Genomic DNA, 24,249 nt, shown 5'->3' on the forward strand with positions numbered 1-24,249 from the left:
CTTTGGCTAAATAATGCGGGGATCTTCCCCTTATTGAGATTCTGGTTAATCATCCGCTCATTGCAGAACAATAATTCTTTTTTAGCGCAGTGCTTATAATTGCGGGAGTAATGACAATGAGCGAAGTAAATAATCCGTTAGGCCTAGTGGGCATTGAATTCACTGAATACGCAACACCAGATGCAGATTACATGGACAAAGTGTTTACTGATTTTGGCTTCTCAAAGCTAAAAAAATTCAAAGGTAAAGACATCGTTTACTATAACCAACATGACATTCATTTTTTACTAAACAATGAGCGTGATGGTTTCTCTGCTGAATTTGCTAAAAGCCACGGCCCAGCAATTTGTTCTATGGGTTGGCGTGTAGAGAATGCGCAAAAAGCATTCGAGGTTGCTGTTGAGCGCGGTGCAAAACCTGCGACAGATTCAACACATAAAGATTTACCTTACCCAGCTATTTACGGTATTGGCGACAGCTTAATCTATTTCATCGAGCAATTTGGCGACAAAGGTTCTATCTATGAGTCAGATTTTGAAGATTTAAGCGAGCAACACATTGTTGAAGACAAAGGCTTCATCCGTATCGACCATTTAACCAATAACGTTTATAAAGGCACGATGGAAACATGGGCTAACTTCTATAAAGACGTATTTGGTTTTACTGAAGTTCGTTACTTCGACATTAAAGGTCAAAAAACAGCGTTATTATCTTACGCACTTAAATCTCCGTGCGGTACTTTCTCGATTCCAATCAACGAAGGTAAAGATAATAACAACAACCAAATCGATGAGTACTTAAACGAGTACAATGGTCCGGGTGTACAGCATTTAGCATTCCTAACGAATGACCTAGTAAGCTCACTTGATAAGCTTGACCAATCAACGATTGCCACGCTTGATATCATCCCTGAGTACTACGACACCATTTTCGACCGTGTACCTTGGGTTAAAGAAGACAAAGAGAAGATCCGTAAGCATCAAATCCTTGTAGATAGCCAAAGCGAAAACTGTTACTTACTGCAAATCTTCTCGAAGAACCTATTTGGTCCTATCTTCATCGAGATGATCCAACGTGTAGATGACGGCGGTTTCGGTGAAGGTAACTTCCAAGCCCTTTTCGAGTCAATCGAACGTGATCAAGAGCGTCGTGGTGTAATCTAGTTCATCATGATGAATAAAAAGCAGCGTGTGGTTTGGGTAAATTCACACGCTGCTTTTTGTCGTTTTAAATTCTGTTTTAAACTAACTGTTTAAATTGCGTTGATTGCCTCCATATAGATAACTAATAAATCAGCGCGAACAAATAAGGAAAGAGTATGAGCCTAATTAACGAAACCCACGATATTAATCTAAAAAGCTGGGTTGCATCTGCTAACGAAGCGAACTGTGACTTCCCAATTCAAAACCTTCCTTTTGCAGAAGTACGTCGTAAAAATTCAGACGAAGCGTTCCGTGGCGCTGTCGCAATTGGTGATCAAGTTATCGATTTAGCAAAAGTAAATGAGCTTGGTTTATTCTCTGGTGATGCACAGGTTGCCGTTAAAGCCGCAAGCCAAGCTACACTCAATGAATTTATGGGTCTTGGTCAGCAGTATTGGTCTGCACTTCGTCTTGCTCTATCAAAAGCACTCCGTGAAGGTGCCAGTGAGCAAGCACAATTAAGCGAAGCGCTTATCGCTCAAGCAGACATCGAATTTGCGCTGCCATGTCGCATTGGTGATTACACTGACTTTTATACTTCTATTTACCACGCAACAGCGGTAGGTAGTTTGTTCCGCCCTGATAACCCACTTCTACCTAACTACAAATGGGTACCAATCGGTTATCACGGCCGCTCATCGTCAATTGATGTTTCTGGTCAAACGTTCCACCGCCCTAACGGTCAAACTAAAGCGCCAGATGCAGAAGTCCCTTCATTCGGCCCTTGTAAACGCCTAGACTACGAACTTGAGTTAGGTATTTACCTTGGTAAAGGGAATGAATTAGGCGATGCGATTGCCATTGAAAATGCTGAAAACCACGTATTTGGTTTCTGTGTATTTAATGACTGGTCTGCACGTGACTTACAAGCATGGGAATACCAACCGCTTGGTCCATTCCTTGCGAAGAACTTCGCTTCGACTGTATCTCCTTGGATTGTTACAACAGAAGCTCTGGCACCATTTAGAACAAACTGGACACGTGACGAAAACGATCCACAACCAATGGACTATTTAGAGTCAGCTCATAACCGTGAGTTTGGTGCATTCGATATCAAAATGGATGTACAAATCGAAACAGAAAAGATGCGTGCAGCTGGCGAAGCACCAACACAAGTATCTAAATCAAGCTTCAAGCACTCTTACTGGACCGTTGCGCAAATGGTCACTCACCACACTGTAAATGGCTGTAACTTCCAACCAGGCGATATGTTAGGTTCGGGTACGCAATCGGGCCCTGAGCACGAAGAAGCGGGTTCATTGTTAGAGCTTTCTCGCGGTGGTAAAGAAAAAATCACGCTAGCTAATGGCGAACAACGTACTTTCTTAGAAGACGGCGACAACGTAATCATGCGTGGTTGGTGTGAAAAAGACGGTTTTGCACGCATTGGTTTTGGTTCAGTCGAAGGTACAGTACTACCTGCTAAATAAAAATAACACGCCATTTTTATTTCCAGAACAACGATTAAGGGCAATTTTTGCCCTTTTTTTTGCATTTTTTTCAGTTGAGTTACAATTTTTTGCTGGCTTTTTTAAATGAGATTGCTATCTTAGCTCGGTTATTAGTCAAATTTTGTACGCCATGTTAGTTAAACTTAAGTCTTTTTATCGCACGTTTTTTCCAGCTCGTCAGCTGTTGATCCGTCAAAATGGCGAGGTAAAACACTTAGTATTAGCTCCTTGGGTGCAATTAACGACCTTACTAGTCATTTTAACCGCTCTTGTTTGGTTAAGTATTTCAACACTGCAAATCATTTCTCAAGCTGACAAGATCACTAGCATCGAACAAACTCAGCTAACAAAACAACAAGAATGGCAAAAACAGCATTATCAGCAACAAGCTGTTTATGAAAAACAGCTAGAGCAATTGGCAGTCCTTGAACAAAAACAAGCGCTATTGCAAAGCATGATTGAATCGCTTCCAGAATCAATGAACAAACCTGCACTGCCAACCGACGCAGAGCCATTACTTTTGCCTGTTCAGGAGCACGCTGAAGAGTTTCACGCGCCTTTAGAAGATGAACAGCAACCTAAACAAGTAAAACGCTTAGAGAGTATTTCTGAGCGCTTAGCGCGTCTTGATGCTGCTTATAACAGCAGTTTTATTGTATTAGATGAGCAAATTAAGCTTCGTCACCAAGAAATTGTTGCCATGTTAGAAGGTGCAGGCCTTGATAGTAGCCTTGCTGACGGTTCTGTTTTAGACGGTAGCGAAACGGCACAAGGTGGTCCATTAGATTTATTTGACGAATCAAAAATTCCCGCTGAGTTTTTAGCGATTGCCGACAAATTGCTGGCATTAAATAACCTTGAAAACTTACTCAGCGAATTACCACAAACACTTCCTGCTGCCGATTACTACATTTCAAGTAGTTATGGTCTTCGAAAAGATCCTATGAATGGCCGCCGTGCTTTTCACAAAGGCGTTGATTTAGCAGGTTGGCATAAAACCGAGATTTTTGCTCCCGCTGATGGCACCGTTTTACGTGCTGGTCGTAATGGCGGCTATGGCAACTTTATCGAACTACAACACAAAAATGGCTTCGTTACTCGCTTTGGTCACCTTAATAAAATTAAGGTTAAAAAAGGCCAAACAGTGACTAAAGACGATGTCATTGGTTTAATGGGTAGTACTGGCCGTAGTACCAGCACTCACCTACATTACGAAGTTTTAGTGAATGGCAAACATGTCAACCCGGTTAAAATAACAAAGGCGCTTTCTCGTGTTCGGTAAAAAAAAACAATCAGCAGCTAGCTCGTCTGGCTCATCTTTAAAAAGAACCAACCACACTCCTTCTATTATTTCTGAAGACGTTCGTTTAACTGGCGGCCTCAGCAGCCAAGGTGAAGTTCAGCTTGATGGACGCATCGAAGGCGATTTACGTGTTAAACATTTAGTGATTGGTCACACTGGCATGATTGAAGGTGTCATTGAGGCTGATAGTGTTATCGTCAAAGGTAAAATTATCGGTTCACTGATTGCCAACAAAGTGACGATTGAAAGCACAGCACAAGTTCATGGTGATGTTTTTCATGACACACTGAGCATCGAAGCCGGCGCAATCATTGAAGGTAGTTTAAAACATCGTCACGAAGAAGATAATGTGGCGCCAATCAAGCCTGAAGAACAAACAAGTTCTTCATTATTGGCTGATGACGACAACGACTTGTCGTTTGTTAACAAACAAGCCGCTGATAAGTCTTAACGTTTTTTAGCGGTTACATACATTGTGATATCCGCGGTGAAAACGAGTTCATCGCGGCTATTATAAACCTTCACGGGTACTAGCAAGTCCTGCTTTTCTAACCACTCACTCGGCACTTCTATTTCTGCAACAGCACGCATATCTGTGTCAATTTTCGCTAAATAACTCACGGTCATGCCTTTTGGGATCCAACGGTGCGTTTTTGCCGGCACAGTGGCATCAACCATTAAACCTGCACATAACTCAGCAACATTACACTGTGCAATTGCATGAATAGTCCCTATATGATTATGGATTGCTCGGCGATTTTTAACGGTTGCACTGCAATGCCCAGCAGTTAAATGTGTGATCAATGGCTTTATTGACCCAAAGTAAGGGGCTTTAAAACACACGGCTTTACTAAACAACCAGTTACCCTTTGGCAGTGACTGACATTTCGTCCAAATTTTTAATAATGATGATGGTGAGCTCACGACGTTTATCCATTATTTTTATGATGTGAGATAAAAAACTAACACATCAGACCAGATAGCGAAATGGAAAGTTTTTGTAAGCAGTTTTAATGATTACGTATGTATTACACTTTTAGCCAAGTGAACGCTTTTCTTTTCCTTTAGGGGCACATAAAATACCGTTTTAAAGGAGAGCGAATGCAGTCACGCCAGCACAAAAACCTCAGCTTACTATTTATTCTTGGCCTTCTGGTTATTTTTAGCCCGTTAGCAATTGATATTTACTTACCCGCATTTCCGACCATTGCAGAACAATTTAACGCTTCAGAAAAGCAAATTCAGCAAACCGTCGCTATTTTTATGCTTACCGTTGGGCTTGGACAGCTCATTGCAGGGCCATTAGCAGATAAGTTTGGTCGTAAGCCTGTGGCAATTACCGGTGTGACAATTTATGGTTCAGCGGCTTTTGGGGCGTATTTAGCACCTGATTTTGCAAGCCTGATGATGGCAAGAGCACTGCAAGGTTTGGGCGCCTGTGCCACGTTTGTCGTGGCGTTTGCGATTGTAAGAGATCGATTTGGTAGTGAACGAAGCGGTCAAATCATTACTTATCTCAATGGTATCGTCTGCTTTATCCCTGCCCTAGCGCCAATTTTAGGTGCTTGGCTCACAGTGCAGTTTGGTTGGCGCATGAACTTTTTATTCATGGCAGCATTTGCACTTATCGGTTTATTCATAACCTTGTTAATGTACAAAGAAACCCGCCCTGCCGATAGCGTCTATAGTGGTCATATTCTTGACCTACGCCGTTTTATGCCAATCATCAGCACGCCATTGTTTTTATTCCATAGCTTAATTTGCTTGGTAACTATGTCGGCTATTTTAGTCTTCGTTACGCTAGCACCAGGCTGGCTTATTACTGAATTAGGTGGCAGTGTGACCGACTTTACTTTCTGGTTTACCTGTAATGCAGTATTGAGCATTGTTGCTAGCTTTATTATGCCACTGTACATCAAGCGCCAACCAAAACGCGCGTTAAAAGCAGGACTCTTGTTACTTGTAATCGCAGGTGCCTTAATGTTGGCCTTTAGCCAACAACGTACTGCGCTTGCGTTGATGTTTCCGATGTTTATTGCTGCGTTTGGTTTTGCACTGACACTTGGCTCATCAGCAGGCCGTGCATTAAGTTTATTTCCTAAACAAGCAGGCACCGCTTCCGCACTTATTGGTTTGATGCAAATGAGTGGTGCAAGCTTATTAGTGTTTATAACGCAATTCTTAAATTTGACTACCCCGGTATTAATTGGCGTGCACTTTTTAATGCTCATTCCATTTACCTACTTATTGTTCAAGCATAAGCACTTGTCATAAAAAAGTTTTATCATACTTTTCGTCATGACGGGTAAATGAGAATCGTTATACTCTATTTACCCGTTTAGACATCCTGTTATTTCCTACCGTTATAAAAAGTATCTTTCTAGAATAATTTGTTCCAGTTTTGTGGATTATTTTGCTTGTACCTATAGCGCCATTAAACTATTGTTTACTCACGTTAACATTTAGTTAACTCAACAACATGTTTGGGATACGAATTATGAAAAAGAATAAATTAGCATTAGCACTTATCATCAGTGGACTATGTGCTGCAGGAACTGCAAATGCAGCAAACGATCGTTACATCATCCAAGTAGACAACAACAATAAAGGCGTAGTTAAAGCACTCGCTAAAAAGCTCGGTGGTGATATTAAAGTTGATGGTAATGGCTTTATTGCAGCGCAATTTACAGGTCATGATCTTGCAAGTGTAAAAGGCTTACTGAACAACCCTCATATTAAACTAATTGAAGAAGATCAAAAGCGTGTACCCATGGCGCTGTATAACGATGACGCCGGTAATGCAATGCAGCAACAATTAACGCCGTATGCAGTTTATCAATCACAAGCTGATCAAGTTACCTTCGATGCGAACGCTGGCATGAAAGTCTGTGTAATTGACTCAGGTCTAGATGCAACAAACCCTGATTTCGTTTGGGGTAATATCACAGGTGATAACGACAGTGGCACTGGCAACTGGTACGATAATGGTGGCCCACACGGTACTCACGTAGCAGGTACAATTGCTGCGGCAGACAACAATGTTGGTGTGGTTGGTATGGCACCGGGTGTAGCAATGCACATCATCAAAGTATTTAATGCTGAAGGCTGGGGTTATTCTTCAGATTTAGCACACGCAGCGGACTTATGTTCTCAAGCTGGTGCAAATATTATCAGCATGAGCCTTGGTGGCGGTGGTTCAAATAGCACCGAATCTAACGCGTTTGCTAATTTTACTAACGCCGGCGGTTTAGTGGTTGCTGCAGCGGGTAACGATGGTAACAGCGTGCGCTCATACCCTGCAGGTTATTCTTCAGTCATGATGGTTGGTGCAAATGATGCGAACAACCAAATTGCAGATTTTTCGCAATTCCCTAGCTGTACAACGGGTCGTGGTAAACGTGTAACTACCGATGAAACTATCTGTGTTGAAGTAACAGCAGGCGGTGTTGATACACTTTCGACTTACCCAGCAGGTATGGCAACGTCGGCTAGCTTAGCAGCTGATGGCGCAGGTTTTGCTACTTCATCAATGGAAAACGCGGGTAATGCATCAGGCACGGCGTATTACATGGGTACTGCTGAAAGTGTTGACTCTGGCGCAGCGGGCAAAATTTGTATGATTGACCGTGGTAATATCTCGTTCTACGACAAAGTAAATAACTGCGAGAACTCAGGCGGTATCGGCGCTGTTATCATCAATAACGAAGCAGGTATGCTATACGCTACATTAGGCGATACTAACGATACAACAATTCCTGCTGTCGGTGCGGCACTTGAAGACCGCTCAGCTCTACTTTCAAGTACAACAATTGATATCGCAATTGGTACCAGTGATTATGGTTTCATGAGCGGTACATCAATGGCAACGCCTGCTGTTTCAGGTATCGCAGCGCTAGTTTGGTCAAACCATCCTGAGTGTACAGGTACAGAAATTCGTGATGCGTTAAAAGCGACAGCACAAGACCAAGGTGCTTCTGGTCACGATGTTTACTTCGGTCACGGTATTGTTAAAGCAGCTGATGCAGATGCATACCTAACAGCCAATGGCTGTGCAGGTGGTGGCGATAATGGCGGCGGCACAACACCGGGTAGCGATGACATTAGCCTTTCTACTTCAGGTTATAAATCAAAAGGCACTGCGTATGTTGATTTAAGCTGGAGTGGTGCTGCTACAAGCACTGTTGATGTGTACCGTAATGGTAGCAAAGTAGGCTCAGTGGCAAACACTAACAGCTATACTGACACTATTACAACGAAAGGTGGCGGCACTTACACTTACCAAGTATGTGAAGCACAAAGCACAACTGTTTGTTCAAACAACAGCTCAGTGACATTCTAATACTTTCCCCAACCCAAATCAGCGGGCATTGATTGCCCGCTTTTTCTTTTTCTAGAAGCTTGTTAAAATCAATTACCTAGCTTTTTATCTTTGTGCCGATGATCAATCCAGAATCGTTACTGTCGTTTTTAGGCGCCAGTTTTTTAATTGCCGTGGCTCCCGGCCCTTCAAATGCATTTTTAATGGCACAAACCTTTGCCAATGGCCGTAAAGCAGGAATGCAAAGTGCATTCGGTTTTGCCCTAGGTGGTGTGGTCCATACTTTTTTTGCGGTGGTGGGTTTAACTGCTATTTTAAAAGCATCTACAGTCGCGTATACCACAGTTCAGTATTTAGGTGCAGCGTACCTGTGCTATTTAGGCATAATGACCTTAAAAGACACCTTCACACAGCCTGAACCTGACTGTGATGAAAAGCCTCATGTAAGTACCAGTAAAAAGCAAAATGTGATGTTTCAAGCAATGATGACCGAGGTACTTAATCCAAAAGTCGCGCTATTCTTTATTGCATTTATTCCGCAGTTCGTCGATCCGAGCTTGTCTTCAACGACCTTTCAACTCGCTTTTTTTGGCTTACTTTACCCGCTTTTTGCTTTTCCAATCGACTGCACGTATATTTATTTCGGCGATAAGATAGCCAGTTATTTTCGTGATCACCCACAAACCCAAATTTGGATTGATCGGATCACGGGACTGGTGTTTATTGCATTAGCAATTAACCTATTGATATAAGAGCACTTATGGAACAAAAACAACAAGCCTTACCAGCCAAAAAGAATATTGCCCTCGTAGCCCATGATGGCAAAAAAGCAGCTCTTCAGGCGTGGTGTGAAAAGCATCAAGCTATTTTAAGCAAGCACACGCTGTATGGTACGGGTACAACCGGTCATTTAATCGAGCGTACTACAGGGCTTGAAGTGATTAAGCTGCTAAGCGGCCCTATGGGTGGCGATCAGCAACTCGGTGCTAAAATTGCTGAACATGAAGTGCACATGTTAGTGTTTTTCTGGGATCCACTTGCATCGCAGCCACACGACCCTGATGTAAAGGCATTACTACGTTTAGCTGCGGTTTGGAATATTCCTGTTGCTTGTAATGAAGTCAGTGCTGATATGCTATTAAGCTCACCTATGATGGAAACTGAGCTGTGCCGCACGTTACCAGATTATGAAAAATATCTCGCAACGCGCCAAGTGACTCTTTAATTCTTAAAGTCGATATCTCAAAGTGGGGGCGATTAGCTATAAAGCTTATGCGCCCACTTAGTTAAGCCAGCAGTTACACTTCCAAAGTGGTCCCCGTTCAGCATAGTAATGTCACCTAAATGGGCCTGTAACGCAGCCTTGATAAGCGGTGATTGCGCACTACCACCCGTTAAGTAAATGACATCAGGCGTTGTGCCTGCCTCTTTGATCGCTTGTTTCGCTAAGCCCACTATCTGGCTTATCGAGTCATCAACAGCTAAGGCTAAATCTTTCAACGTTAAACACTGTGTTAGTTCTGAATCTAAGAAATGCAAATCAGTAGTAAATTCATTCGCTGACGACAATGCAATTTTTGCCGCTTCACCTTGCTGCACTAATTGGTGACCTTGCTTATTTTGCTGCAATTGAATTAAGCGTTTAAATAGTCCTGGCTCTTTAACTTCACGCAGCTGGGTCAATAACTCTCGATGATGAGCATCACTATAAAACTGGCTTTGTAGGTTCACATCATTGATTTTACACGCTTGCCAAAACGGTTGATTCGGAAGCGGAAGACCCGATTTAAACTCTGTGCCTAAACCAAGCAATGGCATTAAACCATGAAAGCTCAGCGCAATATCTAAATCATTCCCCCCCACACGCTTACCACTGTGGGCTAAAAAGTCATTGTCACGGCACTGATTTGCACGGAAGCTCGGCCCCATTTGTACAAATGAGCAATCGCTAGTACCCCCGCCAATATCGACAACTAACACTTTTTGGTCTTGCTGTAATGAGGTTTCATAATCAATTCCCGCAGCTAATGGCTCATACAAAAATGAGACCTCTTTAAAGCCTGCACGTTTTGCCGCTCGCTCTAATATGCCGAGCGCTTGTTGATTAGACTCTTCACCACCAACTGATTGAAAGTTTACCGGTCGCCCAATGACCGTTTCGGTTAATGACTCTTGCAGTGATTGCTCGGCGCGTTGTTTTATTTTTAAGATCATCGCCGTAGCAATGTCTTCAAAGAAGTTAATTTGTCCTTGCTTTAAGCCCACGGCGCCAAAAAATGATTTAGGTGATTTTACAAAGTAACCTTCTTCAGGAAATTGCACGTATTCACTGATCGCTTCTCGCCCAATAAATAAGGTGTCATCACCAGCTTGAATATCTAAATCGGATTTAATGCGAGGGATGGTATTTAAAAGCGCTTGACGCTCAGTTTTAAAATCCTGCTCAAATGGGCTGCCAGCAAGGTGTTTTGCTACAAAATCAACCACTAAAGCACTGTGATGAGTATAGAGTGTTGATGGTAAATATTGTTTGCCTTGCTCAAGGGGCACTAAAGACACTTGTTGCTCATTATCCATTACACCAATTGCACAATTTGAGCTACCGTAATCAAAGCCTGCAAACATTCTAACACCTATACATCAATAAAAAGGCCGCGAAATTTACCACAGTCGCAGCCATTTTTGAATGACACTATGGCCTTTCATGTAAAAAGCTTGCAAAGCGTGGCAAACCATTTTTAGTAAAACCATGATATTTATAGGTAATGGTACTTCCAATTGCGGGAGGTGATGTTCTTTGCTGATCGGTAAATCCCGAACCAATTTTAAATTCTAGCCCGTCACTGTTTCGAACTTTGAGTGCACCAAGCATATTTTTGTACTTTCCTTTTCCTGCGATGTAACCTACCACAACCGCTTCGGCATCAAGGTAGGGCTTTAATTTTAAAAGAGCATCACTGCGCCCTGCACTATGCTTAGCACTGGCTAGATGCAGCATCACACCCTCAGCACCTTGTGCGATTAGCTCATCCATAAATAAGCTCAGTTGCGTGTTCTCGTTAAAGTGCTTTTGCTCAACAGCTTTAATATGCTCGCTGTTCAGCTGACTGACTAACCGTGCGTAATTTTCAAAGCGCTGACTAAATGGCGTTGTCGCATCCGGCATATCAAATATCATATAACTGACGGTTTGCCATTCAGACTCTACAGGTGTGACTTTGCGAACGATACCGCTTAGGTTGGCAAAGTCTTGACGCTTAGTCCAAAGCTCTCCATCAAGCCAAACATCTGGCAGCGGCGCAGTAAACCACTTGGGAGCATAAATTGGGTTACCGTTCCGGGTTACTAATTGACTCCCCGTCCAAATGGCCCGAACACCATCATATTTTTCACTAACTAAATAATCGCTTACATTAACCTTTTCGGCTCCATAAACGTTCGCTAAGAGGACTGAAGGAGCTTGTTGTGCTTCGGCTGAAATGCCGATAAATAACGTGATTGCGCACAGCAGCGCGCGAGTGAGTATAACCATCATTGCTTCCTTGCAAATGTGTGAGTATTAGTTGGCTATTACTAGTTAAAAATAGCTACTTAATAATAGCTGCTTAGAATTGCCACTTAATTATAGTTTAGTTTGTAGCCATTTGAAAAACTCGCTCAAATCAGCAAACACACCCGCGGCTTTACTAAAATCATGCTCTAACGTGAAATGATTCGGCACCGCATACACAGCAACTCCAGCATTACTCGCAGCAGTGACGCCGGTGAAAGTATCTTCGACTGCGACGGCTTCATTGGCCATGATATTTAATGTATCAAGCGCTAATTGGTATGGATCGCCAGCAGGTTTGGGATTGTTAACATCATCTTTGGTAACGACACAATCAAACCAATCAAAAATGCCATAGCCCTTTAAAATAGGATAGGCTTCATCTTTTGCACTGCCTGTTACTAATGCCATTTTTAAACCACTGGCTTTTACTTGCTCTAGCACTGCTTTTGCGTGAGGCATGTAAGTGGGTAAATTACTGCTAACAAAACGCCCAAACGCAGCGTACTTTTCATCCGTTAACTGCTCTGGGCTGATAGTAAGCCCATAATTTGTAACGACCTCTTTAGCGGCTTCAAGGGTGGGTCTACCAGAAAAGCGTTGGCAAAACGTGGCTTCATCATATTGCACGCCAAAAGGGGCTAATAAATCATTCCAAATATTAAAATGCACACTTTCAGAATCCACCAAGGTGCCATCCATATCAAACAATACTGCTTTTAAAGTCATCCTCATTCCTTCAAAGTAAAAAGGTGCCAAAGGCACCTTTAATTATGATTATTCTGTTAAACCCGCAGGTGGCTCAGCAAATGCTTCTTCGCCGGTTTCAACATCAACCAGCTCGTAGCCACGTTGCTTTCTTACCACTTTTAAAATCGGCTTAGAAAACGCTGTTTTTAAACGATCTGCATCTGCTTCAAGTTCTTCGACTGTATTACCAAATGGTGCAGCACCGGTTTCTGACCAATTAGTCACTTTACCATTTAAGTTATATTCAACTTCGTGAATTTGATATTGTGCTGCTTCATCTTTTGTTGCTTCACAAAAAATTACACGGTAGTTCCAAAATCCAGCCATAGCTATTCTCTTTCTCTTAAATTAATCCTGCCACTTTAGCAGTTACCAACGCGATTATAAACGAAAAAACCCGCTATACAGCGGGTTTTAATAGTACTTATCTTTCAGCTTAGAAGAAGCTTACTTTGAACTCAGCACCGATGTAACGCTCTTCGTTCACCATAGCTGTGTTGTTATTGAAGTCGATAGCACCGATTGATTGCTGCTCGTCGAACATGTTACGTACGAATGCTGACACTTCATATTCGTAGTCGCCTTCTGCCCAAGCATAACCTGCACGTAGACCAACTTCAGTTAATGGCTTGCCTTCAAACTCAACTGACTCATATAAGAAGTAGTTGATTTCGCTACGATAAGACACGTCAGCGTAAGTGAAGAATTCACCGTCAGCAACTTCGCGGCTATAACGTAAAGTTAAGTTTGAGATCCACTCAGGTGCGTGCGGTAGGCTGTTACCATCAAGAACAGCTTGACCTGCGCTGTTTAATGAGTTTGTAACAGTACACTGTGCACATACGTCAACGGCTAAGTCTTTATCTTTAAGCTCAGTGTTGTTGTAGCTTAAGTTAAATGTAGCGTTTAGGTTGTCAGTTAATACCCACTCAGTGTCTAACTCAAAACCGTAACCAGTTGTCTTATCAGCATTAACTAAACGGTTGAAGTTTGCACCACCACCTACAGCTGTTAATTGTTGGTCATCCATTGTGTAGTAGAACACAGTTGCATTTACACGACCTTGGCCGTCAAGTACGTCTGATTTGATACCTGTTTCGAATGACGTCACAGTTTCAGACTCAGCAACAGTTACTTCGTCACCGAATAAGATACGACCTTGAATACTTGGTGCACGGAAGCTGTTAGCAACACGTGCGTACCAGTTTACGTCATCGTTGATCTTGTAGTTAGCAGATAAATCCCAGCTAACGTGGTCGTCACTTGGGTTTTCTGTAAGGTATAACGCACTACCACCAATTGGGCTTAAAGTACGGTCTGCTGAGAACTCTTTCTCATCATCTGAGTAACGAAGACCCGCAGTGATTTTTAGATCATCAGTGATTGTGTAATCTAATGAACCGAATACCGCCCACGCTTTAGTATCTTGTTGCTGGATAACATAGCCGTTTAACTCACCTGGCGTTGAACCATAAGTGTCGTAGCTGAAGTTTTCGATTGTTAGCGCTTCGTCAAAGTAGAAAACACCTACTTGGAAGTTAACGTCGCCAGCATAGTTGCTAGATAAACGAAGTTCTTGCGTGTATTGGTCTTGATCTGGAATACCGTCAGCACTTTCAGAGTAGAACGGGATAAAACCTGGGCCCATATCTGGTAAGTAGCTTGCACCGTAACCACCGTCAATGTCAGCGCGAGAATAGATTTCAGCACTTTCCCATGCAGAGATTGAGGTAAGAGTTAAATCGTTGATATCCCACTCAAGCTTTAAGCTTGCGCCTTGAGATTCAACTTGCTGTGTCGCACGAGAAGCAGCATCGTGGTAAACCACATCGTGCTCATAGTTATCAGCTAAATCGTTTGTGCCTGCTTTGATAGCGTTACCACGGAATGCGATTGGCGTACCGTCCATATCACGTACGTGATAGTTGAAAAGACCTGTGAAATCGTCACCTTCATATAAGAACTGAACACGTGCCGCTTTTTCAGTGTAACCACCTAATACGTCATCTTGTTCAAAACCAGGAGCACGGTTATCGATGTAATCGTCTTTTTCTTGCCAAAGTACAGAAACACGCGTTGATAAACGGTCTGTTAAGCCACCGCCAACAGCACCTTCAAAATCAACTGCGCCACGGCTACCGTAAGATACTGAACCATAGCCTTCAAATTCTTGTGATGGTTTTACTGTATCAAATTTAACAAGGCCAGCTGGTGTGTTACGACCGAATAAAGTACCTTGTGGACCACGTAGAACTTCTACACGTGCAACGTCAAATACAGGGAAACCTTTTAAGATTGCGTTCTCTTGAACAACTTCGTCTACAACTAGCGAAACTGGTTGAGAAGCATTTAGGTCAAAGTCAGTGTTACCTAGACCACGAACATAAAAGCGTGGGAAAGAACGACCAAACGAAGATTCGATTGATAAGCTAGGGATTTTCGCGTTCATGAAACGAATATCCATACCAGCTGAGCTGTAAGCATCTAAGCTGTCACCTTGTAATGCAGATACAGCTACAGGTACTTCCTGTGCGTTTTCTACACGTTTACGAGCGGTGATTTGAATAACTTCTAGTTGGTTGCTTTTTGCTGCTGGCGCTTCGTCTGCAGCAAGAGTTGAAAATGAAGTACCTGCTACGGCAGAGAACAACGTTGCATTGATAAGTGTTGCTAACGTAGATCTTTTCATTGCTTTCATGTCGGGTTTTAACCTTTTTTATGCACTCTTATTCAACGGTGATGATGTTGCGTCAATTCATTTGACGGGCTCGGCCAATTTTTCGCGCCTTGTAATAAGCTGCGCGGACCTCTAGTTCGAGAGTGCAAAACGAGATAAAGAGGCTGAACGAACGCTGACGATTATAACACTTTATGACACTTTTACTGCATTAAAAATTAGAAATATACAAATTTTTTACAACAATTAGCGGCAACATCGCCGCATTTAGAAGATTTTATGCAATTATTTTTCACTTGAGCGGACATATGTCCTGTTCATCCACATGCAACAATGTGTAGACATTATGTACAAATGAGAGTCCCTTTCATTTACCCCTTTTTTAGCAACTAATCAGTCACACGTGCGAATTCTGGATTAGCTAATTCACATTCGTGCTCATTCAATAAGCCTAAGATTGCTAAATTTAACTCTTCAATTACTTCCATATAAAAAGCAAAGTCGACGGTCTCTACGTAGCTTAGTACATCCACTTGTAAAGCCCAAGGTGTGAAGCCTTTAAAGCGAACACGACATGGTTCAAAGGCAATATGTTTATGTTGCTCCAAAAGCTCTCTTACAGCTTGCATAAACGAGATTAAGTTTTGTTGTTTGGTATTGGCGTTGAGCATCAATTTTGGTCGATAAGAAATACGCTCTCTTTCAGAGACGTTCTCAAGCTGCATATCTACAAACTTTGCATTCGCCACATAGATAACCGAGCGATCAAGGGTTCGAATTCGCGTAGCCCTTAAGCCTATTTCTTCAACGGTGCCCAGGTGGCTGCCAAACTTACATAAGCTGCCTATTTTCACCGGTGCAGAAATATAAAGTGTGATTGCAGCAATGATATTCTCAACTGTTTTTTGCGCAGCAAGGGCGATAGCAAGGCCACCAATCCCTAACCCCGCTAATAATGTAGTGGCATTAAACCCTAAGTTTTCAAACCACATAAATAACAACGAAATAACAATCAGTGTTTTAGCTACATTACTAATTGGTCGTAATAAGAATACCGCTTGTGGCTTGTCTTGCTTGATAAAACGCTGACTTAACCTGTGCTTGGCGAGATCGACAGCCCTTAAACAAATCCAACCCCATGCAATTAATAATACAGTTGCACCATGAAATAGCGCCATCACTGCTATGGTGACATTAGATTGGTCGTTCAGTGAGCGCGCCATAAGTACTGCAAGCAACAGGCTGATCGGGCCATTAATGAAACCAATGACATCTTTTTCTACAGGTACTTTTAAGTGTGCAAGAATAAACGTAATTAAACGGGTAATAATAATCGCGATTGCCAAAAACAACACAAAAGAGAAGGCAAAATATATCCACTGCCAAAGCATCACACCTAAAAACTCAATATCAGGCAGATTATCGTACAACCACTCACCGACTCGGTTATAGCCATACTCTTTAGTGAGCAGAGGAATTTGACTCACCGTTGCATTCGATATCTTCCAGATCCGATTACCTGTTTTATCATCCGGCACTATTTGCAATAAAATTTGCACCTTGCCTTGTGATGTACTGATTTCTCCAACCAGATCACGATAACTAGGTACGCTTTCTTTTTGTTTACCTTTAGGCTTGTTACTCAAGCTATCAACATCAACCCATAAGGTACGATCCAGCACCACCGATAAGTTTTCTGCAAGCTGAATTTTGCCAAGCGCCTCAACTTCTTTCGGTAAGTTACGGTAATCAAGATATTGGCTAGCACGTTCAAAATCGCGAGCGCGGGTTGCTTTTAAGTAGCCTTGCATGGAGCTGCGAGGCGTAGTTCGATCAAAGGCATCATAGGGTAAGTCATCTTCAAGAGGCTCCTGCACCTTTTCCGTTGTAGCAGGTGTATTCGCTTCAGGCTCTTGCTTGGCCGGCTTTTGTTCGGCTTGCTCTTCCTTGTTGTCTTTATCAATTAAGGATTTAACGGTCACTTCTGGGGTGGTTGTTGCCCATAAAGGCGCATTAAACAACAGTAAAAAACACACTACTAACGTGCTAAATTGCAATGAAAACTTAGTCGTACCACTGTTCACACTTAATTCCTTGTCCGCAAAAACTTTTTAACGCTGAAAAAATCATCTAATTAAATTAGAGCATGGTTTGTGTAACTGTACAAAAAATAATTAAAAATCTTTGCAAGTAAGCGCTGAAATGTTAGTTATAGAGAGACTTAAGCAAAGGATACTATTATGCAAATCTCAAGTTCACTGATCCCCCATTGGTCATCATTAATGATCCACGGTGCCATCGCCATCATTTTTGGCTTGTGTGGTTGGTTCGCCCCTGAAGCCTCATTAGCGATTCTGATGTTTATATTTGCCGCTTACTTTTTTGTCGATGGTGCCATTAGAACTTGGTTAGCTATTGCTTCAAAAAACGAAAATCCACTTTGGTGGATGCTATTAGTGGGTGGTTTAATCTCGATTGCCGTAGCCTTTGTAACGCTATTCGCCCCAAATGTAACGGCCATATTAATGCTTTACTTTATAGCCGCATGGGCCATTGCTATTGGGGTTATTGAGATTGTTATTGCCAGTAAACTACGAAAAGAAATCACGAATGAGTGGCTATTGATTGGCAGCGGTATTATATCGATTATTTTTGGTGGTTATCTGATATTTAACCCTGGCGCGGGTATCATTACCCTACTGTGGCTGGTTGCAACCTATGCCATCGTATTTGGCATAATGATGGTGTTGCTTGCCTTAAAGCTGAAAAAGCTCAATGAACAAGCATAAAAAAGCGGCTAATGCCGCTTTTTTTATTTTTGGCTGTTACGCCTTGTTAAAGCTATCTCACCATCGATATGAATATCGCGCTGCGGGAATGCAATAGTAATGTTATTTTCGGCAAATACCTTATAAATGCTAAAGCGCAGCTCACTGCGTACTTGACGAAGCGGTGCTTCTGATTCAGCACACACCCAGAAAATAGCGCTAAAAGTTAAAGAGCTATCAGCAAAGTCATCAAATAACACAGATGATGCAGGTGTTTTTAAAATAGCAGGATGCTCATCTAGAATTTGCTTCATCAGCTTCTCAACAAGCACAACGTCTGAGCCATACGCAACACCAACATTTACAAACGAGCGGGCATTACGGTCAATTAAGGTCCAGTTAGTGACGGTATTTTCTAATAATTGGCTATTTGGTACCAGCATATGCACACCATCGTTACGACGGATACGCGTTGAACGGGTATTAATTGTCTCAACCACCCCTTTAGCTGTACCTACTTCTAAAAAGTCACCAATTCGAATTGGACGCTCCCACATTAGTATCCAACCACTAATAAAGTTATTGATAATGTTTTGCGCACCAAAACCAACACCGATTGCAATGGCACCTGAGACAAATGCAAACGCTGTTAGCGGAATGTTGAGTACCTCAAGCGAAGTAAACACAAGCACAGCGATGGTCACAACAAGGTAAATACGCGTGAATAGATGAACCGTATCAGGGCCTAGGTTTTTTGCCAGTAATGCTTTTTTTATTAATCGACCAATCCAGGTGACCACAAACCACATTAAAAACAGCACCAAAGGCACTTGAATTACTTTAAGTACGGTAATTTGCACATCGTTATAGGTGAACAATACAAACGATAATGCAGATTGCAGATCAGCAAGGGTCATAAATTAACATTCCTAGTAAAAAATGAGTTTGATTCAGTTGTGACTAAGTTTAGCACGGCATAATAGGTGAAAACTTGGTAAATACTAAGTTCTTTATGCGCAATATGCGCTAATTATTAACTGTTTTAGACCATAACTGCTATATACATAGAGAGAGCTTGAGGTTTCACAGGCTTTGAATAGCACGAGGAGAACACAATGTCACAAATGACACTCACACAAAAACTTGCAACTTTACAACCTTTGGTTGATCTTAACTTATTTGAATCAAGCTTAGAGTATCGTAACCGAATCCTAAATTTACTTGCTGAGCAAGAGCACTCACTGACTTTAATTAACAAAGAGTTTGGTAACGCCATGCCAGAAAACTTTGGCTCAGAGAAAAAATTTGTATTGGGTTATAACTAACCTATGGTGATTTATTACCAGCAGGATTTAAATTGGCTGTGTGCGCCACTTTATTACTAAGCAAGCCATTGATACACAATTGATGGCTTTTTACACACTTTTATCCCTCAACAGCTTTATTTGCGTTAAAATTCCCCATTCAGACGACAAACTTGATTGTTTCTAGCCAAAAATTTGGTAAGTTAAAAAAGATTTATCCACTTTTTTGGAGCTCTCATGCGTAAGACCTTAGTAGCAACTACAATTGCTAGTGTGCTTTTATTATCTGCTTGTAGTTCGCAACAAGCCGACACTCAAACTCAAGTTGAAACTGCCGCTGAAACACAAACAGCCAATGTTGAAAACGTTCTTTTCAAGCCAAGCCCTTTACAATATATGGCTCCTGAGTTTGATAAAATTTCGACCAAAGACTACGAGCCAGCGTTTGAAGCAGGGATCGCTCAGCAAAAAGCTGAAATTGCAAAGATTGCAAACAACCCAGAACCAGCAACATTCGAAAATACCCTTGTTGCAATGGAATTATCGGGTGAGTTACTAGACCGTACTTCTGCAGCATTTTTTAATTTATCGGGTTTAATCTCTGACAGTGAGTACCAACGTATCGCCGCAAAAATGGCACCCGTTATGTCTGCTCACACAGATGATATTTACTTAAACAAAGCATTATTTGCTCGCGTACAAAGCATTTACGACAACAAAGCGTCATTAAATGCTGAAGATCAACGCCTTGTTGATTATTACTACAAAAAGTTTGTTAATGCGGGTGCAAAACTAACTGAAGCTGAAAAAGCAAAAATGCGTGAAATCAACGCAGAGCTTGCCAAGCTTTCAACGATGTTTTCACAAAACATCTTAAAGTCATTCAAAGAAGATGTGATTTTAGTTAAAGATAAAAGCGAGCTAGCGGGTTTATCTGAAGGCGAAATCGCAAGCCTTGCGGCAGCTGCTGAAAAAGCAGGTAAAGAAGGTTACATGATCACTCTCGTGAACACGACTCGCCAACCTATCTTACAAAGCCTTGAAAACCGCAAGTTACGTGAAAAAATTTGGACGACATCGGCAACGCGTGCACAAGCAACAAACGGCCCTATCATCATCAAAGAAACCAAGTTACGTGCAGAAAAAGCAGCATTACTTGGCTACAAAGATTGGGCTTCATATGTAATGACGACACGTATGGCGCAAACAACTGATAACGTTTACGGTATTCTTGATGACTTAGCGCCGAAAGCGGTTGCTAAAGCAGAAGCAGAAGCAGAGCAAATTCAACAAGTAATCAAAAAATCAGGTAAAACATTTGCGCTTCAACCTTGGGACTGGGCGTTTTACGCTGAAAAAGTTCGTCAAGAAAAGTACGACTTAGACCCTGCTTTAGTTAAGCCTTACTTTGAAATGCAATCAGTGATCCACGACGGCCTATTCTTTGCGATGAATAAACTTTACGGTATTACGTTTAAAGAGCGTAAAGACCTACCGGTTTATCACGAAGATGTCATGGTATTTGAAGTATTTAACGAAGACGGTAGCGCTATCGGCCTATTCTACATGGACCCTTATGCACGTGAAGGTAAACGTGGTGGTGCGTGGATGAGTGCCTATGTTAGCCAAAGCGGTCTAAAAGACACGATGCCTGTGATCTACAATGCACAGAACATTCCTAAGCCAGCTGAAGGTCAACCAACACTCATGACTTTCTCTGAAGTAACAACGATGTTCCATGAATTTGGTCATGCTGCGCACGGTTTATTCTCTGATGTTAAATACCCAAGCTTAGCAGGTACAGCCACTGCTCGTGACTTTGTTGAATTTCCTTCACAAGCAAACGAAGACTGGAATATTGAACCGACAGTACTTGCAAACTACGCCAAGCACTACAAAACAGGTGAACCAATTCCAAAAGCGTTACTTGCGAAAGTACTTGAGTCACAAAAGTTCAACCAAGGCTTCGATACAACTGAGTACTTAGCGGCGGCACTGCTTGATATGGAATGGCATTCATTTGGTGTTGATGCTGATATCACTGACGTACAAAAGTTTGAACATGATGCATTAGACAAGCATGGTATTGCATATTACCCAGTACCACCGCGTTATAAGTCTTGCTACTTCAGCCATACCTTTGCCGGTGGTTACTCAGCGGGTTATTACGCTTACCTTTGGACTGAAGTTTTCGCAGCAGATGCGTTTGCACATATGACTGAAGAAGGTGGTTTAACACGTGAAAACGGTGATAATTTCCGCAAAGAGATTTTATCAAAAGGTAACAGCCGCGACTTAATGCAAAGTTACATTGAGTTCCGTGGTCAAAAACCAACAACAGACGCACTATTAAAGCGTCGTGGTTTAGTTGAATAATCACACTGTTGTTTAGAGTATGAGGGGTAACCCTCATACTTTTTAAGTATCAATTAAATTTTCACCCCACTTTTATTCCTATTCACCTCAAAGCCATTGTCAGTTAACTCGTTTTTGCTAATCTCAAAGAAAAACACGAGTTCACACATGAAAAACGCTTTACTTTTAGGACTTTGCTCAGCTTTAGCTGCATGTTCATCACCCCCAGATCAGCGCGCTGACATCGTGATAGAAAACGCCCAAATTATTGATATGCAAACTGGGGCTATCGCAGCAAAGCAATCTCTTGCCATTCGCGATGGAATTATCATCAAACGTAGCGATAAACCTTTAAGTAACCACTATCAAAGCTCAACATTGATTGATGCAAAAGGTCAGTATGTAATGCCTGGTCTATGGGATATGCATGTTCATTTTGGCGGTGGTGATGAACTTATTGAAGAGAATAAACAGCTCTTGCCACTATATTTAGCTTACGGCGTAACGACCGTTCGTGATGCTGCGGCTGATTTAAGTGAATCTGTACTTAGCTGGCGAGAACAAGTAAAACAAGGTCAGTTAGTGGGCCCAACTATTTTCACCTCAGGCCCGAAATTAGAAGGTAAAGGGTCTATTTGGCCTGGTGATTTAGAAGTAGAAACGACTGAAGAAATGCATGCTGCAATGGATCTGTTAGACAGCATGGACGTTGATTTTATCAAAATTACCGACAGCGCTTTAACGCCTGAGCTTTATCTAAAGGCAGTAAAAGAGGTTAAAAAACGGGGTTACCAAATTTCGGGTCATATTCCATTTTCATTGTCTGTGACTGATGTCTCCAAGGCGGGGCTTGATGCTATTGAGCATATGACCTATATGCTTAAAGCTGCGGCTAAAAACGAAGCGGATATTTCCGCAAAGGTTGCCTCAAAAGAGCTGAGCTATCGCACTGCGCTGCCCATTATCACCGCGCAGTTTGATGAACCAACAGCCATTGAGAAGTTTACGGTTCTTGCTAACAACGACACCGCCGTGGTGCCAACCTTGATCGGTGGCAAAATAACGGCTTACATTGATGAAGACAATCATCAAGACGATGCCTATTTAGATTATTTAGGTAAGGGTTTAAAAGCGACGTATCAATGGCGAGTTGATAGAGCGAACAAAGACACCCCTGCACAAATCAAACAGCGCAAAGAGCGTTTTATTAAAACCGCACAGTTACTCCCTATCGCCCAACAAGCAGGTGTGAGCATTATTGCAGGCACAGATGCAGGTTTTTTAAATTCGTATATTTATCCGGGGCTTTCTTTACACCAAGAACTGAGTATTTTTACTGAATATGGCCTAACACCACTGCAAACGCTGCAAGCTGCAACACTCGCGGGACCTAAATTTTTAAATAAACAACAGCAATACGGTGCACTTAGTGAAGGCAAAGTAGCCGATCTCATTTTGCTTTCAAAAAACCCGCTTATTGATATTCGTAACACACAAACACTAAAGGGTGTTGTCTCGCACAGCACGTTTTACGATAGCAACGCACTTGAGCGATTAAAGCAACAAGCAAAAGCCTTTGTTGCCAGCCAACCCTAACCCCCCCATTGCCCATGACCGCGTATTATCCGTCATGGGCAATTTTAATTTTCAGCCATCTCATATACACTGCCATTTTTTGCACATAACTCGAATAACATGACCTACTTATTTGCTGTAACCCTGCTTTGGGCCTTTTCGTTTAGTCTTATTGGTGTTTATTTAGCAGGCCAAGTGGATGCATGGTTTAGTGTGTTAATGCGCATTGGCTTGGCAACTTGCGTGTTTTTGCCCTTTTTACACTGGCGTAAAACCCCTAAAGCCTTAGCACTAAAGCTCATGGCGATAGGCGCAGTACAACTTGGTGTGATGTACAGCTTCTATTACCATTCGTTTTTGTACCTTAGCGTGCCCGAGGTACTGCTATTCACGGTAATGACGCCACTTTACATCACTTTGTTAAACGATTTGCTTGAAAAGCGTTTTAATGCCAAGTTTTTATTCGCCGCATTACTGGCTATTTTAGGCGCCGTTGCTATTCGCTATGAAGGCGTCGATGAAAACTATCTCATTGGTATGTTAATGGTGCAGGCTGCTAATATTTGCTTTGCCACTGGGCAAGTCACCTACAAACGTTTAATGCAAGATGAGCAACTCCCCCACTCTCGGGTGTTTGCTTGGTTCTTTATTGGTGCTTTAATAGTCGCACTGATTTGTTACGGTTTATTTGGTGATACCAGTAAGCTACCCACCACAACAACACAATGGGGCGTGCTAATTTACTTAGGCACAATTGCTTCAGGGCTTGGTTATTTTGCTTGGAATAAGGGCGCGACCATCGTCAATGTAGGTGCCTTGGCTGTCATGAATAACCTCCTGATCCCAGCCGGGATCATCGTTAACATTGTGATATGGAATCGTGATGCCGATATCATCAAGCTTGCCATCGGCGCAGCGATTATCTTATTAGCACTTATTATAAATCAGAAACTTAATAAAACTGCCATGGAGCAATGATAGGCTAAACTCTATTAG

Annotated in this window: 21 protein-coding genes; 13 read left to right on the top strand and 8 right to left on the bottom strand. The window is 42.1% G+C overall.

The window, feature by feature from the left end; all coding sequences use genetic code 11:
- Window positions 1-116: 116 nt before the first annotated feature.
- The 4 genes from hppD (at window position 117) to NH153_RS01405 (ending at window position 4,407) form a co-directional block, all read left to right on the top strand.
- Window positions 117-1,163, top strand: coding sequence for a 4-hydroxyphenylpyruvate dioxygenase (gene hppD / locus NH153_RS01390; RefSeq protein WP_063700542.1), 1,047 nt, complete (start codon window positions 117-119; stop codon window positions 1,161-1,163).
- Between the two features lie 155 nt (window positions 1,164-1,318).
- On the top strand, window positions 1,319-2,632 hold the full coding sequence (gene fahA, locus NH153_RS01395; RefSeq protein ID WP_063700260.1) for a fumarylacetoacetase: 1,314 nt from the start codon (window positions 1,319-1,321) through the stop codon (window positions 2,630-2,632).
- A 151-nt stretch (window positions 2,633-2,783) separates the two neighbouring features.
- Window positions 2,784-3,935: a M23 family metallopeptidase gene (locus NH153_RS01400; RefSeq protein ID WP_063700262.1), complete on the top strand. Its 1,152-nt coding sequence runs from the start codon at window positions 2,784-2,786 to the stop codon at window positions 3,933-3,935.
- On the top strand, window positions 3,925-4,407 hold the full coding sequence (locus NH153_RS01405; protein ID WP_063700263.1) for a bactofilin family protein: 483 nt from the start codon (window positions 3,925-3,927) through the stop codon (window positions 4,405-4,407). Before NH153_RS01400 ends, NH153_RS01405 begins: the two co-directional genes overlap by 11 nt.
- Here NH153_RS01405 and NH153_RS01410 read toward each other — a convergent pair.
- Complete coding sequence (locus tag NH153_RS01410) at window positions 4,404-4,880, bottom strand: hotdog fold domain-containing protein (protein WP_063700265.1); 477 nt, start codon at window positions 4,878-4,880, stop codon at window positions 4,404-4,406. The genes NH153_RS01405 and NH153_RS01410 overlap by 4 nt on opposite strands.
- Before the next feature lie 177 nt (window positions 4,881-5,057).
- On the opposite strand from NH153_RS01410, the gene NH153_RS01415 reads away from it, so the two are divergent.
- The 4 genes from NH153_RS01415 to NH153_RS01430 all read left to right on the top strand — a co-directional run bounded on the left by NH153_RS01415 (window position 5,058) and on the right by NH153_RS01430 (window position 9,499).
- Window positions 5,058-6,230, top strand: a complete 1,173-nt coding sequence (locus NH153_RS01415) for a multidrug effflux MFS transporter (protein WP_063700267.1) — start codon at window positions 5,058-5,060, stop codon at window positions 6,228-6,230.
- Window positions 6,231-6,453: 223 nt separating this feature from the next.
- Window positions 6,454-8,295: a S8 family serine peptidase gene (locus NH153_RS01420; RefSeq protein ID WP_063700269.1), complete on the top strand. Its 1,842-nt coding sequence runs from the start codon at window positions 6,454-6,456 to the stop codon at window positions 8,293-8,295.
- A gap of 98 nt (window positions 8,296-8,393) precedes the next feature.
- On the top strand, window positions 8,394-9,026 hold the full coding sequence (locus NH153_RS01425; protein ID WP_063700271.1) for a LysE family translocator: 633 nt from the start codon (window positions 8,394-8,396) through the stop codon (window positions 9,024-9,026).
- 8 nt (window positions 9,027-9,034) lie between these two features.
- Window positions 9,035-9,499 carry a methylglyoxal synthase gene (locus NH153_RS01430; RefSeq protein ID WP_063700272.1) on the top strand — a complete coding sequence of 155 codons (465 nt, stop codon included), beginning with the start codon at window positions 9,035-9,037 and terminating at the stop codon, window positions 9,497-9,499.
- Between the two features lie 32 nt (window positions 9,500-9,531).
- On the opposite strand, the gene yegD is transcribed toward NH153_RS01430, so the two are convergent.
- The 6 genes from yegD to NH153_RS01460 form a co-directional block, all read right to left on the bottom strand.
- Window positions 9,532-10,899: a molecular chaperone gene (gene yegD / locus NH153_RS01435; protein ID WP_063700273.1), complete on the bottom strand. Its 1,368-nt coding sequence runs from the start codon at window positions 10,897-10,899 to the stop codon at window positions 9,532-9,534.
- Between the two features lie 67 nt (window positions 10,900-10,966).
- Window positions 10,967-11,806 carry a DNA ligase gene (locus NH153_RS01440; protein WP_063700274.1) on the bottom strand — a complete coding sequence of 280 codons (840 nt, stop codon included), beginning with the start codon at window positions 11,804-11,806 and terminating at the stop codon, window positions 10,967-10,969.
- A 90-nt stretch (window positions 11,807-11,896) separates the two neighbouring features.
- The gene (locus tag NH153_RS01445; protein ID WP_063700276.1) at window positions 11,897-12,553 is read right to left on the bottom strand and encodes an HAD family hydrolase; all 657 of its coding nucleotides are present in this window, start codon (window positions 12,551-12,553) and stop codon (window positions 11,897-11,899) included.
- Between the two features lie 48 nt (window positions 12,554-12,601).
- On the bottom strand, window positions 12,602-12,901 hold the full coding sequence (locus NH153_RS01450; RefSeq protein ID WP_054551791.1) for a hypothetical protein: 300 nt from the start codon (window positions 12,899-12,901) through the stop codon (window positions 12,602-12,604).
- A 109-nt stretch (window positions 12,902-13,010) separates the two neighbouring features.
- Window positions 13,011-15,272, bottom strand: coding sequence for a TonB-dependent receptor (locus NH153_RS01455; RefSeq protein WP_063700278.1), 2,262 nt, complete (start codon window positions 15,270-15,272; stop codon window positions 13,011-13,013).
- A gap of 368 nt (window positions 15,273-15,640) precedes the next feature.
- Window positions 15,641-17,335, bottom strand: coding sequence for a mechanosensitive ion channel family protein (locus NH153_RS01460; protein ID WP_234003567.1), 1,695 nt, complete (start codon window positions 17,333-17,335; stop codon window positions 15,641-15,643).
- Window positions 17,336-17,491: 156 nt separating this feature from the next.
- Between NH153_RS01460 and NH153_RS01465 the strand changes: the two genes are divergently transcribed.
- A complete protein-coding gene (locus NH153_RS01465) occupies window positions 17,492-18,040 on the top strand; it encodes an HdeD family acid-resistance protein (protein ID WP_063700281.1) in 549 nt (182 codons plus the stop codon).
- 23 nt (window positions 18,041-18,063) lie between these two features.
- On the opposite strand, the gene NH153_RS01470 is transcribed toward NH153_RS01465, so the two are convergent.
- Window positions 18,064-18,936 (bottom strand): mechanosensitive ion channel family protein, encoded by an 873-nt coding sequence (locus tag NH153_RS01470; RefSeq protein WP_063700282.1) that lies wholly within the window; start codon window positions 18,934-18,936, stop codon window positions 18,064-18,066.
- A 198-nt stretch (window positions 18,937-19,134) separates the two neighbouring features.
- On the opposite strand from NH153_RS01470, the gene NH153_RS01475 reads away from it, so the two are divergent.
- From NH153_RS01475 to NH153_RS01490, 4 genes are all read left to right on the top strand, one after another.
- On the top strand, window positions 19,135-19,344 hold the full coding sequence (locus NH153_RS01475; protein ID WP_063700283.1) for a hypothetical protein: 210 nt from the start codon (window positions 19,135-19,137) through the stop codon (window positions 19,342-19,344).
- A gap of 216 nt (window positions 19,345-19,560) precedes the next feature.
- The gene (locus NH153_RS01480; RefSeq protein ID WP_063700285.1) at window positions 19,561-21,699 is read left to right on the top strand and encodes a M3 family metallopeptidase; all 2,139 of its coding nucleotides are present in this window, start codon (window positions 19,561-19,563) and stop codon (window positions 21,697-21,699) included.
- A gap of 147 nt (window positions 21,700-21,846) precedes the next feature.
- The gene (locus NH153_RS01485; protein ID WP_063700286.1) at window positions 21,847-23,274 is read left to right on the top strand and encodes an amidohydrolase family protein; all 1,428 of its coding nucleotides are present in this window, start codon (window positions 21,847-21,849) and stop codon (window positions 23,272-23,274) included.
- Between the two features lie 99 nt (window positions 23,275-23,373).
- Window positions 23,374-24,231, top strand: coding sequence for a carboxylate/amino acid/amine transporter (locus NH153_RS01490; protein ID WP_063700288.1), 858 nt, complete (start codon window positions 23,374-23,376; stop codon window positions 24,229-24,231).
- Window positions 24,232-24,249 lie beyond the last annotated feature (18 nt).

The sequence above is a fragment of the Pseudoalteromonas gelatinilytica genome, from assembly GCF_001641615.1.
Taxonomy (GTDB): Bacteria; Pseudomonadota; Gammaproteobacteria; order Enterobacterales; family Alteromonadaceae; genus Pseudoalteromonas; species Pseudoalteromonas gelatinilytica.